This window comes from Chryseobacterium sp. BGA-UO-ETr-SB22, assembly GCF_059567885.1.
This window is the reverse complement of sequence record NZ_JCAQOV010000005.1, coordinates 1,941,476-1,956,490: the sequence shown is the minus strand read 5'-3', so window position 1 is coordinate 1,956,490 and position 15,015 is coordinate 1,941,476. Positions and strand designations below refer to the sequence as shown.

The 15,015-nt window shown below is 35.7% G+C and carries 15 protein-coding genes; 8 read left to right on the top strand and 7 right to left on the bottom strand.

Annotated elements, in window-relative coordinates:
• Positions 1–48 precede the first annotated feature (48 nt).
• Together AC57AW_RS16270 and AC57AW_RS16265 are read left to right on the top strand one after the other, a co-directional pair.
• A complete protein-coding gene (locus AC57AW_RS16270) occupies positions 49–1,572 on the top strand; it encodes a catalase (RefSeq protein WP_496352719.1) in 1,524 nt (507 codons plus the stop codon).
• A 5-nt stretch (positions 1,573–1,577) separates the two neighbouring features.
• Complete coding sequence (locus AC57AW_RS16265; RefSeq protein WP_496352718.1) at positions 1,578–2,099, top strand: ankyrin repeat domain-containing protein; 522 nt, start codon at positions 1,578–1,580, stop codon at positions 2,097–2,099.
• Between the two features lie 104 nt (positions 2,100–2,203).
• On the opposite strand, the gene AC57AW_RS16260 is transcribed toward AC57AW_RS16265, so the two are convergent.
• Both AC57AW_RS16260 and AC57AW_RS16255 read right to left on the bottom strand, forming a co-directional pair.
• Positions 2,204–2,842, bottom strand: a complete 639-nt coding sequence (locus AC57AW_RS16260; protein WP_318845363.1) for a response regulator — start codon at positions 2,840–2,842, stop codon at positions 2,204–2,206.
• Positions 2,835–5,825, bottom strand: a complete 2,991-nt coding sequence (locus AC57AW_RS16255) for a ligand-binding sensor domain-containing protein (protein ID WP_496352717.1) — start codon at positions 5,823–5,825, stop codon at positions 2,835–2,837. The genes AC57AW_RS16260 and AC57AW_RS16255 overlap by 8 nt, the downstream gene beginning before the upstream one ends.
• A 359-nt stretch (positions 5,826–6,184) precedes the next feature.
• Between AC57AW_RS16255 and AC57AW_RS16250 the strand changes: the two genes are divergently transcribed.
• From AC57AW_RS16250 to AC57AW_RS16235, 4 genes are all read left to right on the top strand, one after another.
• The gene (locus tag AC57AW_RS16250) at positions 6,185–7,072 is read left to right on the top strand and encodes a hypothetical protein (RefSeq protein ID WP_318845365.1); all 888 of its coding nucleotides are present in this window, start codon (positions 6,185–6,187) and stop codon (positions 7,070–7,072) included.
• A 110-nt stretch (positions 7,073–7,182) separates the two neighbouring features.
• Positions 7,183–7,653: a hypothetical protein gene (locus AC57AW_RS16245; protein WP_496352716.1), complete on the top strand. Its 471-nt coding sequence runs from the start codon at positions 7,183–7,185 to the stop codon at positions 7,651–7,653.
• A 33-nt stretch (positions 7,654–7,686) separates the two neighbouring features.
• Positions 7,687–8,106, top strand: a complete 420-nt coding sequence (locus tag AC57AW_RS16240) for a transposase (RefSeq protein ID WP_496352715.1) — start codon at positions 7,687–7,689, stop codon at positions 8,104–8,106.
• On the top strand, positions 8,082–8,414 hold the full coding sequence (locus tag AC57AW_RS16235; protein WP_496352714.1) for a helix-turn-helix domain-containing protein: 333 nt from the start codon (positions 8,082–8,084) through the stop codon (positions 8,412–8,414). The genes AC57AW_RS16240 and AC57AW_RS16235 overlap by 25 nt, the downstream gene beginning before the upstream one ends.
• 431 nt (positions 8,415–8,845) lie before the next feature.
• On the opposite strand, the gene AC57AW_RS16230 is transcribed toward AC57AW_RS16235, so the two are convergent.
• Both AC57AW_RS16230 and AC57AW_RS16225 read right to left on the bottom strand, forming a co-directional pair.
• Positions 8,846–9,304 carry an organic hydroperoxide resistance protein gene (locus AC57AW_RS16230; RefSeq protein WP_318845369.1) on the bottom strand — a complete coding sequence of 153 codons (459 nt, stop codon included), beginning with the start codon at positions 9,302–9,304 and terminating at the stop codon, positions 8,846–8,848.
• A gap of 45 nt (positions 9,305–9,349) precedes the next feature.
• A complete protein-coding gene (locus AC57AW_RS16225; protein WP_496352713.1) occupies positions 9,350–10,648 on the bottom strand; it encodes an epoxide hydrolase family protein in 1,299 nt (432 codons plus the stop codon).
• A 255-nt stretch (positions 10,649–10,903) separates the two neighbouring features.
• Here AC57AW_RS16225 and AC57AW_RS16220 point away from each other — a divergent pair, with 255 nt between their 5' ends.
• Positions 10,904–11,761: a DUF4240 domain-containing protein gene (locus tag AC57AW_RS16220; RefSeq protein WP_496352712.1), complete on the top strand. Its 858-nt coding sequence runs from the start codon at positions 10,904–10,906 to the stop codon at positions 11,759–11,761.
• A gap of 78 nt (positions 11,762–11,839) precedes the next feature.
• Here AC57AW_RS16220 and AC57AW_RS16215 read toward each other — a convergent pair whose 3' ends face one another.
• The 3 genes from AC57AW_RS16215 to AC57AW_RS16205 form a co-directional block, all read right to left on the bottom strand.
• The gene (locus AC57AW_RS16215) at positions 11,840–12,646 is read right to left on the bottom strand and encodes an SDR family NAD(P)-dependent oxidoreductase (RefSeq protein WP_496352711.1); all 807 of its coding nucleotides are present in this window, start codon (positions 12,644–12,646) and stop codon (positions 11,840–11,842) included.
• A 96-nt stretch (positions 12,647–12,742) separates the two neighbouring features.
• Positions 12,743–13,330, bottom strand: coding sequence for a TetR/AcrR family transcriptional regulator (locus AC57AW_RS16210; protein WP_496352710.1), 588 nt, complete (start codon positions 13,328–13,330; stop codon positions 12,743–12,745).
• Positions 13,331–13,436: 106 nt separating this feature from the next.
• Entirely contained in the window at positions 13,437–13,835 is a 399-nt protein-coding gene (locus tag AC57AW_RS16205; RefSeq protein WP_496352709.1) for a winged helix-turn-helix transcriptional regulator, read from the bottom strand.
• A 208-nt stretch (positions 13,836–14,043) separates the two neighbouring features.
• Between AC57AW_RS16205 and AC57AW_RS16200 the strand changes: the two genes are divergently transcribed.
• A complete protein-coding gene (locus AC57AW_RS16200; protein WP_496352708.1) occupies positions 14,044–14,895 on the top strand; it encodes an SDR family oxidoreductase in 852 nt (283 codons plus the stop codon).
• Positions 14,896–15,015: the final 120 nt, after the last annotated feature.

The window sequence follows — 15,015 nt, the reverse complement described above, 5'->3', positions numbered from 1 at the left end:
ATTCAGGAGATCAACGGTCTATATTTGCCCCACAATAAATAAGAAATTATGAAAAAAAATGTGTTTTTAGCGGGGATTCTTATCACTTCTACACTGTATTCTCAGCAACTGACAACTAATACGGGAAGCCCTGTAGGAGATAATCAAAATTCTAAAACGGTAGGGAATAACGGACCGGTTTTACTGGAAGATATTCATTTGATTGAGAAGTTAGCTGCTTTTGACAGAGAAAGGATTCCCGAAAGAGTAGTGCATGCGAGAGGAGCCGGAGCTATTGGAGAATTTGTTGCAGATGCAGATTTTTCAGAGGTTACTATGGCAGATTTTTTATCAAAGGCTGGAAAGAAAACACCTGTATTGGTAAGGTTTTCTACTGTAGTACATCAGCAGGGGTCTCCGGAAACCTTCAGAGATCCAAGAGGATTTGCAGTTAAATTTTATACTGATCAGGGAAATTACGACTTAGTGGGTAACAATTTACCGGTATTTTTCATCAGGGATGCCATGAAATTTCCTGATATGGTTCACGCTTTTAAACCATCTCCGGTTACCAATAACGCTTCTGACAATAACAGAGTCTTTGATTTTATGGCTAATATTCCGGAAGCTACGCATACGCTGACCTGGTTGTTTTCAGATTACGGAATTCCTGCCAGCTACAGGGAAATGCAGGGGAATGGTGTACATGTCTTCAAATGGGTCAATGCAAAAGGAGAAGTAACGTATGTAAAATATAAATGGGTTCCTCAACAAGGTGAGAAGAATCTTACCCAGGAAGAAGCTGATAAAATTCAGTCTATACAAATAGAACATGCTACAAGAGATTTGTACAATGCTATTCAGAATAAAAACTTTCCGAAGTGGGATTTGTATGTACAGATGCTGAAGAAAGAGGACTTTGAAAAGCTTGATTTTAACCCGGTAGATGTGACCAAAATATGGCCGGAAGCTATTGCAAAATCGGTTAAAGCAGGAACAATGACTCTTAATCAGAATCCAGCAAACTATTTTCAGCAGGTAGAGCAGGCCGCTTTTTCTCCGGGAACTCTTGTGCCGGGAATTGAGCCGTCAGAAGATAAACTGTTACAGGGAAGACTGTTCTCTTATTTTGATACTCAGAGACACAGGATTGGAGGAAATTTCCAACAGCTGCCAGTGAATGCATCGAAGAATGAAGTGATGACCTATAATCAGAACGGGTATATGTCTATGAGAGCCCAAAGCGGAGAAGTAAACTACCAGCCTTCAGCGGGTAAACCGGAAGTGAACGATAACAAAAAATTCAAATACTCTCAGACTGTTTTTCCAGCAGGTACATCATCGGTACAGGCGAAAATAGATAAGGAAAACAACTTTAAACAAGCCGGAGATCTGTACAGGTCTTTCTCTAAAAAAGATCAGGATAACCTGATTAAAAACCTTGGAGATGCTTTGAACAGCGTTACCAATAAAAAAGTAGTAGCTAAAATGATCTCTTACTTCTACCAGGCAGACGCTGATTATGGAAAACGTCTGGCACAATATGTTAAAATGGACCGCCAGCAACTGGAATCTTTATTATCTTCAAAATGAGAATAATGAAGTATTTTATTTCCGTTGTCATGCTTTTTTTTGCGATTAGCAGAATGAGCGCGCAAGACATTTTTTCGTATGCAAAGACAGGCAATGTAGAAGCCATGTCTAAATTTAAAAAAGATATTGATTCTAAAAACACAGAAGGCTATACTCCCTTAATTTTAGCCGTATATCATAATCATTACAAAACTGCCCAATGGCTGCTTGAAAACGGAGCTAAGCCTGATCTGCAGGATCAAAGCGGTAATACAGCATTAATGGGTGCTGCATTTAAAGGATATACAGAAATGGTTTCATTACTCATTTCCTTTAAAGCGGATATAAATGCCAGAAATTATAATGATGCAACAGCTCTTATCTATGCAACCGTTTTTGGCAGAACAGAAATTCTGAAATTACTTTTAGAAAAAGGAGCGGATAAAAGTATAAAGGATAACAGAGGAAACACTGCTCTGCAGCATGCTTTGATACAGAATAATGAAGAAGCCGTGAAATTGCTTCAAGGAGAATCAGTGATGAAATAATACAGTTATTATTGGCTGATTAAAAAAAGAATGCCCAATATCAATCTGATATTGGGCATTTTGTTTGGGTATTACATTCTTAGTGTTTTATTAAATGCTTGTGATTATTTGTATTTGTGTGCTTGGTTTTTATCTCCTAAGCGTACAAGATCTACTGTGTTTTTGATGTTTAGTTTTTTGTAAACTCTTGCTTTGTAGGTGCTTACTGTGGATAGGTGCAGGTTCAGCTCATTCGAGATCTCAATATTACCATATCCTTTTATCAATAAATCAAATATTTCCTTTTCTCTTTCGGATAAAGCTTCTATCGGGTTGACAGGAGTATCTTTTTTAGCAGAAGAAACCAGTTTTTTTACAATATCCGGAGAATAATAGGTTCCTGTTTCAAAGATGTTTTCTACGGCTTCCAGGATATTATTTTCATCACATAATTTATTAATGTATCCGTCAGCTCCTTCAATGATATATTGTACTGCAATATCATTGTCATACACTGAAAACACTAAAATCTTCAGGTCAGGCTGTATTTTTTTTACTTCACCTATCATGCTCAGATACTTGCTCTCCGGCATATTGATATCCAGGATCAATAAGTCGAATTTCTCAACGAGTAGTTTATCCGTCAGATCAGTATAAGATTCCGCGTAGGAAATCTGCACATCTTTGTAGTGGGATTCCAAAATAAGGGTGGTTCCCAATCTCACTACAAAATGATCATCAGCAATAATAATTTTTCTATCCATATTTTTGTTTTTTTATTTTAATCGATACTATTGTTCCATATGGGTTATTGTTTTTAAAGTCTATTTTACCGTTGATCATCATGAGTAATTGAAGAATAAGATGGAGCCCCAGACTGTACTTTTGTAAAATGAGTTTTTCATTTTCAATATTATTCTGAAGCTTTTCATAATACTTCATCTGTTCCTGGCTCATTCCTTTTCCTGTATCTCTTACTTCCAGAAAAAAGATGCTGTCATCTTCAATTGTAGTCAGCTCTATGATTCCATTTGTGGTATTTTTTATGGCATTGTCTATTAAATTATGAATAATAACCGCTACTACATTCTGATTGATTTTGGAGTAGGTAGGGTTTTTAACATTGTTAATAATCTGCGTATTTTGTTCTCTGGCAGCCCCCTCAAAAAGTGTCTTTTTGGTTTCAATAACTTCGTAAATATTATAAGTTTCCTTTTTCTCGGAGATATTGTAAATCTCAGCGTATTCCTTCAGGGTTTTTACAAAGTTGTAGAACTCTATTGAAGATTTATAAAAGCTTTCAAAATGCTTTTTTTGTATATAATGATCGTGCTCATCTGTTTCATACAATTTCTTTGCCGCAATAGACAGATATTTGATAGGAGTGATAATATCATGGCTTATCGTCTCCAGCAATTTTTTTTGCTGAACACTTTCTTTTCGGAGCTGTTCCTTTGTATATTCCAGTTTTGAAACTGCTTTTAATAATTTCTGAGTTCTTATCTCAATGATTTTTTCCAGTTCTCTTTTTTTCAGTTCCTGTCTTCTTATTCTTAGTTTTATTAGTTTTAATAAGATGAGTGATAGAATTAAGATGGTGAAAAACTTAAAAAGCAATGTTTGATAGAATAGATATTTGACATCAATATTCAATGTTTTGTAAATGTATTTTCCTTTTGGAGAGGCTAATACTCTTACGATAAGCTGATATTTTCCTGGATCAAGATTGGTGATATAGTATTTTCCGTCACTGCTTACTTTCTCCCATTTCTCATTATTAGAACCTTTCAGTTTGGCTTCAATCACAAGGTTTACCCGGTTGGCATAATAGGGTACATCTACCAATATCAAAGCTTTATAAAAATTGTTCTCCAGATTGATGGTATTCTCTTGTATACTGCTTTTTGAATCATAAAATACAACGCGTTCCATAAAGAAGTTCTTCGGATAATAGCTTCTTACTTTTTTAGGATCAAAAAATACCAATCCTTTTATTGAAGGCAGCACAAAGCTTCCATTCTGCAACACTGCAGCACTGGGAGAACACCCACCGTTGAATTCATTCGTGTTGAATCCGTCTTCCTTGCTGTATCTGTAATAATACACTGGGGATTTTCTATCTCTGGAATAGTTCAGAAGATTACTTTTCAGCACCTGAAATAGCCCGTTATTGGTACTGATCCAGAAAAATCCTTTTTTATCTTCCAGAATCGTATGCGAAAATAGAAGGTAGCCGTCCTTATCGTCAGGCATTTTTATTAATTCTTTGTTTCTGTAAAGAAAAAAGCCGTTTCCCTGAGTCATGATCCAAAAATTACCATCTTCAGTTTTTACAATTTCTCTTACATTCAAAGGTTTTGAAGATATTTTTTTAGGCGTAAAAGAAGGTGCTTCTATGGAATATAAGGCATCTCTCGTCCCTACCAGCCATTTATTATGACCATATTCCTGCACAGAGGTCACAATATTGGAGATGGAGAATTGCAGAAAGGACTTTTTGAAGCTGGCATCCTTATAAAAAACAAGCTGAGATCTTAGCGAGGGCTGATGAAATACCACCACGTAATAATCTTTTACATTCCATGCATAAGATACTGTTTTCCCGAAATCCTGCTCTTCTTTTGTAGAATAGTCGGTGTTACTGAAATAACGCAGCAGAGATTTGTCCTTTTGTACAATGATGTTTTTTTTGTTATCGTACAATAAAAAATACCTGCTGGTGGTATTGAAATGATATTGCTTTACCAATCCGTTTTCGTTATAAACATCTCCTGATGAGGTGATTACTTTATCTGTTCCAAACAGCAGCGGAGAATAAAAAATATTATCATAAGACTTGTCTGATTTGTTGACTACATGAAAATTATTGAATTTAATGACATTCAGGCCGTCAGACAAGGTTCCCAGATAGAGCTTATTATTGATTTCATCATGGTAAATGGAAGATAATGAGTTTTTATTCAGATCATAAGTTGCCATTTTTTTTACGCTGATGGCATTGTGATCATAAAGAACTTTATACAATATATGATCATGAATGATGAAAGATTGATTGTTGATCTGACTCCAGTATATTTTGGCATCCTTTTGAAAAAATACATCTGGAGCATCCAGATAAGTTACTTTCCCGGAGGATATTTTAATGATCTTTTTTAAGGTCTTGGAAGTGATGAAAATGTTTTGTCCAAAACAGAAAGTATCCAATATATAGTTCTCATCTAAGCCCTTGATAGGAGCCATATTTTGGTGTTTATACTGAATCGTACCATCATTAGCAAGATGATAGTAACTGTTTTTATCAAAATAAATGAAATATTTTCTATTTTCAACTTCTTCTAACACTCTGTTTTTTACAAAGATGGAATGTGCTCTGCTTTCAGTCAATACTTTTCGGATACAGCTGGTCTGTTTTTGTAAAACACTTATATTTCTTTTGGAGAGTAAAATAGTGTTTTCACTGTAAGCCGTTAAATTATATATAGAGTCTTTTTCAGCATTTCCGAAAAAGAATGTGAACCTGTTATTTTTAAGATTAAGATGAGTAAAGGTTACAAAATTATACCCGTCATACCGCACTAGTCCGTTCTCTGTACTCAACCAGATAAATCCATATTTATCTTTGGTAATATCCTTTACACTATTCTGCGGAAGTCCATTGTCTGTATCATACCATACAGAGGCTGTCTGCTGGCTATAACAGAGTTGTATACAGAATAGCAGAATAATAAAATGGATTTTATAAGACATCATTGTGGATTGGGAATTATGTGTGTTTTTTTAATAGATATAGTGAATTATTATTATAAAGTTAGGAAAAATTAACGGCCAGCAAAAGTATACAATGTCATTTTTAAACTACACACTATTAAATTTATAATTACAATCATGGCCATCTATTTTTACAATAATTATTTTACCATCCGTATGGGTTATCTGATCTTTGTCCCAACAATTTATTACCTGATTTAACAATGAATGTTAAATATGTTCCCACGTATTTTAAGTAAAGTTTCAGGGTAGTTTACACAGGGGAGATTCAGATCTCCTCTGTTAAAATTCAGGTGGTCAATAAGCAAATGAATGTCAAAAAAAATAAACCAAAGGTTATGAAAAATAGAAAAATTACATCCTTAGCAGCGGTAATGCTTGGACTATCTATTACCGTGTCCGGACAAACCGGAAATGTAGGAATCAATACAACTTCTCCTACAAAAACATTAGATATCAATGGAGAGTTGCGTACCCGTACATTACCTATCATTCCTGGAGGAACTCCTGTGGTAGCTGACGCAGACGGAAATATAGGAATATTCAAGCCCGTAAATCCCAATGATTTTATTGTATATAACTTAGATAGTAATATCAGACAAAATGATTCCAGGAATGTAGCTTTGACTTCGATAAGAAATAATGCGCAAAATGGAGGTTCTCCTCAGATTGATGCCAGTAATTGCTGGGTAGTTCCCAACTCTACGATCGGATTGAAATTTCCAGTAAGTTCTGTACGAAGAGGTACCGTATCCTGGGGATTATGGTTTGAGATGAATTACGCTGATTTAGGTGCATTTTCCCAAACTTCCATTGAAGGTGGCACAGGAAAGATTAAAGTTCCTGTATTGTTCAATAGCAGAGCATACGCAAGGCTATATAAAAAAACAGGGCCAGGGGTGAATGATTGGACGGAACAGAATACCGTAACCGTAGTGATGCAGACATCGCAGATTTCACCATATTTCTTTGATGCTGCCAATTTGGACAGCTCAGGTAATCCATATGCCACAGGAGGTGCTACCAATGCCAATTTTAGATATTTTCTATATGCCAATTATAGTGTAGGTGACGGAACAGGGATTAGTATTGATCCGGATTCTGAGTATAAAGTAGAATTGTTATACGGAATTGAAAACCTGTCTTCACGTGCTAATATTACAGATACTTCTTTCTTGCTGAACTGGGGAGTACAGTCTACAGGATATAGTTTTTACAAGAATTAGATTTTTAATTACATTTTAAAATGAGCGGAGTAGCAATATTCCGCCATTTGAATTCAGATTACTTTTTATAAAATATATTAACATAACAATCTTCACAATTTGAGAGTTCAATGAAAATAAACAATAAGAAAAAGGTAATTAATCATATGATTTTTCAGCTGGTAGTGATTGTGTTACTTGTAGTAACCATTATTACGCTTAGATATCTTCATTATTATTTACTTTCCATGTTGTTTGTTTTTATTACTCTTTTGGTATTGCTATATGGGAAACTAAAAAACAGATTTATCTTCGAATATGAAAACTCCGGAGAAATCCTTTCCATAAAAAGTTATCAATGGCTTTCAGGATGTAAAAAACCCCGTTTTGAAATGCCACACAGGAAAATCTTAAATATTGAAATCAAGGAAGGTATTTTAAAAAAATACCTGGTTATTCTGTTCTCAGGTTCTTCGGAAAAAGTATTGAGAATGGATATTGATATTACCTTTTGCAATGAAAATCAGGTGAGTTTACTTTTCAGGGATATCACAAAAAATTTGACCATGAAAGATGATGAGCTTATTTCCGGAAGGAGATAACGGTGTGTTGAACAGTAAATAAATTAATATAGGATGGAAAATTTAAAAGATATTCATATCGGAGGTCTGCTGTATAAAAAAGTAAAGGAAGAAGAGGTAGAGATAAGCCGAATCTGTAAGTTTCTGCAGAAAACAGAAATGGAAATTACAGAAATGTATTCTCAGAAGTCTGTAGGTGCAGACGTACTTTTAAAATGGTGTAAGCTGCTGGAATATGACTTTTTCAGGCTGTATTCCAATCATTTGATTTTATATGCTCCGGCTTCCGGTCCCAATAAAAAAGAGAAACGCTCCCAACTGCCGCAGTTCAGAAAAAGTTTATACACCAAAGAGATTATAGACTTTATGCTGGAACTCCTGGAGAATAAGCAGATGACCACTTTAGAGATTATGAATCAATACAGAATTCCAAAATCAACACTCAATAAATGGATAAGCAAATACAGATCATAAATATCGGCCCCAATTATAAACAGATTTATTATGATTTTATCACAGCCAAATGTCCTGATAAAAAAGAATTTGTCCAAGGGTTTCTATCCAAAGACAGTCTGTCTGTATCCGATGTATTGAAAATTAATAATATCATTTTTTTTGATGGATTATCCGAAAGCCAGAAATTCAAATCCTATGATAAACAGGCTATTTTCGAAATCCTCGATTATCAAAAAGCACACAGATTAAATAATACCCAATTGGCCAGTCATTTTAAGCTGAGCAGAAATACGGTGACCAAATGGAAACGTGCATTTTTAATATAAAGAGAAGAACACATTTTCCACTAAAGCAATGTTGTTTATAATTTTGTTTTTTTTCTAAGTTTTTAGAGTATATCTGATTGTGGATATGCTCTTTTTTATGGTTGTCAACATAGCGATGGGTAGTATTTTATCTACAATACCTGAGATTTATTTTTACAGAATAAGCTTAGAATGTTTACAAGATCTATTTTGTCTTTTTTCTTAATTATCAGACCTTTGGAGACACACTAATGATTATAAAATTAAATTCCTAATCGCATTTAATTACTATTGATTCTAAAGACTAAGGATGAAATATCTAGAGAGATCATTTTCTTTCTAGGTATTTCATTTGTGTTTGAATATGATCCTTTTCATTAATAAAACAAAACCTTCCTTACCAAAAGGCAAGGAAGATTTTCAATCAGAATGGTATAAGAACATTCTGATAACTACACCACTACATCTATCTTCACATTGATATTTCCACGGGTTGCTTTTGAATAAGGACATGTAGCATGTGCCGTTTCCACAACCTTTCTGGCTTCATCTACGGGAAGACCCGGTAAAATGATCTGTAAATGAGCCTGCAGAAAAAATCCGTCATCATTGGCCGCCAGATCTATTGAAGTATTGACAGACAGGTCTGAAGGAAGAGTAACTCCCATTTTAACAGCCCCCAAATGCATCGCTCCGATAAAACACGCCGACCATCCTGCCGCTAATAACTGTTCCGGGTTCGTTCCGTTTCCTTTGGCACCGGGAGACGTCAGCTCAATGTCCAGTTTTCCGTCACTGCTTTTAGCTTCCCCGTTGCGTCCTCCGGTTACTACAACGTTACCGGAATACAACACTTTACTGATGTTTACTACTGTTGTATTTTCTACTTCCTGAATGGTATTTAATTCCATGTTTTTATTATTTAGATTGAACAATATTGTTGATTTGATATGTTATTAAAGTTTTTTTCTTAAATCTTTGAAAGCTGCTCTAAGTTCTTCCGTAAAGACCTGTGGCTGCTCCCAGGCTGCAAAATGTCCTCCTTTTGGCGCTTTATGATAATAATATAATGTAGGATAAGCACGTTTTGACCAGCTTTCCGGAGCCTGATAAATCTCGTGAGGAAATACAGAGATCGCTACAGGAACTTTAATATCTTTTGTTTTCTGTGCATCAGCGCTGAAGTTATTTTTATTATTTTCCCAATAGAAACGCGAAGAAGATGCCCCTGTATTGGTAAGCCAGTAAAGCGTAATATCATCCAGGATCGCATCACGGCCAATTACATTTTCCGGATGAAGGTCACTTTCACTCCATTCAGCGATCTTCTCGTAAAGGAATGCTGCTAAAGCACCTGGAGAATCGGAAAGTAAATACCCTGTCGTTTGTGGACGTGTTACCATCATTCCTCCATACGCTGCATTCCTCCCAAAGAAAGTACTCATTGCATTATACGCCTGTGCCTCAGAAGCAGAAAGCCCGGCAGGAGTAGGATCACCTGCATTGATAGGTTTTACAAGTTCAGCAGGAATGGTTGCCGGCATGGTCAGGTGAATACCCAAAAGACCGGAAGGAGCTTGTTTTGCCAAAGCATCAGAAACTACAGAGCCATGGTCACCACCTTCAGAAACATATTTTTTGTAACCAAGTCTCTTCATCAGTACATCCCAGGCACGGGCAACACGGTCTGGATTCCAGCCCAATTCAGTAGGGATTTCTGAAAAACCATATCCAGGAATCGCTGGAATAATCACATCAAAAGCATCACTTGCTTTTCCACCATATTTTACCGGATCAGTCAGAGGACCTATGGCATCAATAAATTCTAGAGGAGAACCCGGCCAGCCATGAGTAAGGATTACAGGCATTGCATTAGATTCTTTTGAGCGTACATGAATAAACTGAATATCAAGCCCGTCAATCTTTGTTACAAATTGTGGAAGAGCATTCAGCTTATTTTCTACTTTTCGCCAGTCATAACCATTCCCCCAATAGGTGATCAGTTCTTGTAACTGAGCAAGCTGAATTCCCTGAGAAGCATCATTTACTGTTTCTTTATCAGGAAAACGGGTTTCTGAAATTCTTCTTTTAAGTTCATCCAGTTGAGACTGTGGAATATTAATGTGAAAAGGACGGATACTTGTATCAGATTTTGACGAAGCAGTAGGGGTATTATTAGCTTGTGCTTTAAAGATTGCAGGAGTACTTAGAATAAAAGTTGCTGATAAAAGGATGGTTGAAATTGTTGTTTTCATTGCTTTATTGTTTTAAATTTTAAATCTGTTTTTCTTTTTTGATGAGACAAAATTATGCTCTGAGAAGTGCATGGGAAACCAGTAATTTGTTCAAATAGTCATATTTCGTATCGAAATAGACATTCAAGAGGATGAACAGGAAAGTGATAGTATATAAGGACAAATCTGTGAAAAAGAAATACTCAGAAAAGCTGTTCATTTCTCATTTTTTTTTGTAGTTTCGTTGTTCTGCCAGTCACATTATAAAAGCTTTTTATGAAACGAAATTTCATCAATCAGGAAGAACTTTCTGATAAATTCTGGAATATTGAATATTCAGGAACTACACAAAAAATAGCATTCGGGAAAACCGGAACCAAAGGACGTGAAACTGTTAAAGAATTTGCCGACGAAAAAGAATGCATTCGCGAATCTGAAAAACTCATCAGCCAAAAGATGAAAAAAGGATACACCGAGATTCAGGAGAACGAAGAAGTCCCTCAGAAAAAAGAAATTTCAGAAAATGAAAAAGCAGATATTTATTTCTGGGAAGCGATTGAAAAATCCAATAAATATAAAAAAGCCCATTGGAGTGAATATGATATTGATGAACACCTGGAAAATCTAACAGCTTATCTTGCTAAATTTGGAAAAGAAAGACTTATTCTTTTTGAAAAGACGCTTCAGGAAAAATTGAGTGAACTGTATACCGCTGAAATTGCTGAGCTTTCCTTTATCCTTGAAGGTGATTTCAGGGCAGAAAACGGAACATATGTCTTTGATGGTTCCCTTTCTGATGATGGATTTATTTATTTCCGCTGCTGGCTGCTCCTGAAAGGGAAGGAATTTTTTGAAGATATTACAAAAGATATCCAGGCATTTGTAAGTGGAAAATACAGCTTTAATATTGGTGATTGCTGGGGGGAGGGACTTTTATATGTCTCAGATGAAGCTTATTCCGAAAATTATGACAACGATGATGAGTCAGAAATAAGAGATGCGGTGCATGAACTGTATCCGGATAATCATTATGATAGTATGGACCGCCAGATGAGCAGGGAGCCCAAAGAGGGGACCGATCTCCAGAAGATGTATCCGAAATTGGTAAAAGAGATCTGTGAATTGAGAAAATAAAAATTTCTTAAAAAAAATAGAAAATAAGCTCCGTTCTATAAAGACGGAGCTTATTTTATGGTTGTATTCTTTTGATAATTATCCGTGAGCTTCTACGGATACCTCATTCCATTCTTCCCAGACTTTTAATCGTTGTTCATAATTCTGTTTTACAAAAGGAAGAGCTACTTTTCCAAGTAATAAACGCAACGGAGGATTTTCAGTTTCTGTTAGTTTGATAAGTGCCGGTGCAGTAGCTTCTACACTTCCGAAAGAAGTCTCAGCTTCTGAAAAGGCTTTTTTTAGACCATCATAAACAGGATTGCTTTGGGTATTAATCCCTGTATGCCAGATATTGGAAGCATAGCCATTAGGTTCTACCAAAGTAACATGAATTCCGAATTCTTTCACTTCCGTTGCTAACGTTTCACTTAACCCTTCCAATGCAAATTTAGAAGCATTGTAAAGTCCCATCGTTGGTAAAGTTGCTAATCCCAGAATAGAAGAAACCTGAATGATATGGCCGCTTTTCTGATCTCTCATAATAGGAAGTACTGCCTGTGTAAGCCATAAAGTTCCAAAGAAATTGGTTTCAAACTGTGCTCTTGCTTCCTGCTCATTCGTTTCTTCAATAGCACCCGTTAGTGCATATCCTGCATTATTGATCAGGATATCAATACTGCCAAAGTGCTGATGTACTTTCTGAGCTACAGATAAAGATTCTTCACGCTTGTCTACATCTAAGGTTAAAGGCAATACAGAATCCCCATATTTTTCTTTTAAATCAGTAAGGGTCTCAACGTTTCTGGCTGTTGCTGCCACGTTGTATCCTTTTGCTAAAAATGCTTCTGCCCATGCTTTTCCGAAACCTTTTGATGCACCTGTAATTAAAACTGTTTTTGACATTGTTTTGTTTTTTTATTAATTGTTATGATTATACTTTTTTATAAAGTTTTTATATTTATTCTAATGACCGATCGGTCATATTTTTGATAAAAAAAATTACACTCTGTTTTCCTCTATCATTTTTTTCAGGCTGTTCCCAATAACCTCCATTCTGTCATTGTTTCCAGACATTCTGGACATCAAATGACCTCCTTCAAGCATGGCAAACAAAACCGTTGCAAAATCTGCCGGATTCCAGTCTGCTCGGAATTCTTTATTGGCAATTCCTTTTTTGATAATACCGGTAAGTAATTCCTGTCCCTGTTTAATCGCGCGGTTTACTTTTTCTTTGACTATAGGATTGGTGTCATCTGCTTCCATTCCAAAATTTAATAGAGGACACCCTCCGACAACCGGGGGATGATTGGGATCACTGAAAAAATCAATATAAGCTAATAATTGCTCTTCGGCAGTTTTACGGCCACTCAAAACTCTTTGAAGTCCGTCACTTAATAGCTTCATATTATGCTCAACGGCAGCACAGGCAAGAACGTCCTTATTTTCAAAATGAACATACATACTGCCTTTAGACAATTTGGTTGCCTCCATAATATCACTCATAGAAGTAGCTGCAATTCCTTTTGTATTAAAAATAGGTGCTGCTTTTTCTATAATGAACTGTCTGGTTTCTTCCCCTTTTGCCATGATGAGACTAAATAATGATGCAAATATATGACCGATTGGTCATAAAAACAAAAATTTTCTTATTTTTTTTAATAAGTGTATTGTAAAGTATTGTAAATCATTATGTTTATTCATCAGGAAGGCATTGAGGGATTTCTCCCACATCATCCATTGTATATCCTTCTTCGAAAAGCTTTCTTTTATGATTCGTTCCCCAGTCCTTAAGAGCAAAAATGATAGGATTTAATGTAGCAGAATAGGGTTGAGGTTGATAAATAATTTTAACAGGATAGTCATCAATAATTGTTCTTTTGATTAATTGATGCTGTTCCAGTTCCTTTAATTCTTTAGCCAGAACTTTCGGAGTGATTCCCGGTATACTGTCCTGAATATCCGTGAAACGGTCATTTCCTACAGATACAGAAACAATGATAGCCAGTTTCCATTTGCCACTCAGAACGTCTAAAGCATCCCGTACAGGCTTTATTGTTTCCAGACAGCTCGACTTTATTTTTTTTACAGACATATTTTTAAAAATTATTTCGCTTTCCTTTGGGAAAGTACTATACAAAGGAAAGTAAATCTGTGCTAAATTGCAACATCATTTTTCAGGTATTTCCTCATAAAGCAGAATAAGCTTTCCGGTTGAAATAAGATGATGATAAAAGGAATTCCGGCCGGTATTCTTTTGAGTTAAAAAAGAGTCAATAATTAAAAGAGACGAACAAAAAAGAATGAAAAAAGTAATCTTAATTACAGGTTCAAGTACCGGTTTCGGTGCATTAATGGTAAAAACATTTAATAAAGAAGGGCATCATGTAATTGCTGCGATGCGAAATACAGAAGGAAGTAATGCCGTATATGCAAAATCTTTGAATGCATTAGAAAATACAGAGGTTGTAGATATGGATATCACAGATGAAAACTCTGTAAAAGACGCAGTTGCTTGGGTATATGCCAAATATGGAAAGATTGATGTTCTGATTAATAACGCCGGAATATATGGAGCAGGTGTTCTTGAGTCCTATTCGATAGCACAGATCAAGAAACTGTTTGATGTAAATGTTTGGGGAACATTAAGAGTGAATAACGAAGTACTTCCGATCATGAGAGCTGCAAAAGAAGGCCTCATTATCACGATATCCAGCCAGGTAGGAAGAATATCACTGCCTTTACAGTCTGCATATAATGCTACTAAATTTGCATTGGAAGGCCTGGTGGAAGGTTCTTATGAAGAGCTTGCAGGACAGGGAATAGAATCTGTATTGCTGGAGCCGGGAGGATTCATGACGGAAATTATACAGAAGGCACACGTGAATGGGGATCGTGAAGGTATTCAGGAATCCTATGGTTCTGCTGTTGCAGAGATAAGCCAGAAAATTCAGGGAGTATTTGGAAAACTCTTTACAGAATCAGCTCCTGATCCACAGGTTATTGCAGATGGAGCTCTTTTGCTGGTGAATACAGAAAAAGGGAAAAGACCACTTCGTACTCCGCTTGATCCTCTTTCAAAAGGGGTTGACAATGAATATAATCAGGCCACTGAAGAGATTAAGCAAAAATGGATGAAAGCGTATGGATTTTAATTAATCCATAAAACAGCTTAAAAGCTTACAATCATTAGTAAAGGAGAAATACAGTTGAAATAAGATTGTATTTCTCCTTTTTATTTTAAGACATTTTTTACAACAAAGGATATTTCATGT

Bases quoted from the DNA above. Each gene is read 5' to 3' on its own strand.
- AC57AW_RS16270 (WP_496352719.1), top strand. From the start codon at position 49: ATGAAAAAAAATGTGTTTTTAGCGGGGATTCTTATCACTTCTACACTG.
- AC57AW_RS16265 (WP_496352718.1), top strand. From the start codon at position 1,578: ATGAAGTATTTTATTTCCGTTGTCATGCTTTTTTTTGCGATTAGCAGA.
- AC57AW_RS16260 (WP_318845363.1), bottom strand. From the start codon at position 2,842: ATGGATAGAAAAATTATTATTGCTGATGATCATTTTGTAGTGAGATTG.
- AC57AW_RS16255 (WP_496352717.1), bottom strand. From the start codon at position 5,825: ATGTCTTATAAAATCCATTTTATTATTCTGCTATTCTGTATACAACTC.
- AC57AW_RS16250 (WP_318845365.1), top strand. From the start codon at position 6,185: ATGAAAAATAGAAAAATTACATCCTTAGCAGCGGTAATGCTTGGACTA.
- AC57AW_RS16245 (WP_496352716.1), top strand. From the start codon at position 7,183: ATGAAAATAAACAATAAGAAAAAGGTAATTAATCATATGATTTTTCAG.
- AC57AW_RS16240 (WP_496352715.1), top strand. From the start codon at position 7,687: ATGGAAAATTTAAAAGATATTCATATCGGAGGTCTGCTGTATAAAAAA.
- AC57AW_RS16235 (WP_496352714.1), top strand. From the start codon at position 8,082: ATGGATAAGCAAATACAGATCATAAATATCGGCCCCAATTATAAACAG.
- AC57AW_RS16230 (WP_318845369.1), bottom strand. From the start codon at position 9,304: ATGGAATTAAATACCATTCAGGAAGTAGAAAATACAACAGTAGTAAAC.
- AC57AW_RS16225 (WP_496352713.1), bottom strand. From the start codon at position 10,648: ATGAAAACAACAATTTCAACCATCCTTTTATCAGCAACTTTTATTCTA.
- AC57AW_RS16220 (WP_496352712.1), top strand. From the start codon at position 10,904: ATGAAACGAAATTTCATCAATCAGGAAGAACTTTCTGATAAATTCTGG.
- AC57AW_RS16215 (WP_496352711.1), bottom strand. From the start codon at position 12,646: ATGTCAAAAACAGTTTTAATTACAGGTGCATCAAAAGGTTTCGGAAAA.
- AC57AW_RS16210 (WP_496352710.1), bottom strand. From the start codon at position 13,330: ATGGCAAAAGGGGAAGAAACCAGACAGTTCATTATAGAAAAAGCAGCA.
- AC57AW_RS16205 (WP_496352709.1), bottom strand. From the start codon at position 13,835: ATGTCTGTAAAAAAAATAAAGTCGAGCTGTCTGGAAACAATAAAGCCT.
- AC57AW_RS16200 (WP_496352708.1), top strand. From the start codon at position 14,044: ATGAAAAAAGTAATCTTAATTACAGGTTCAAGTACCGGTTTCGGTGCA.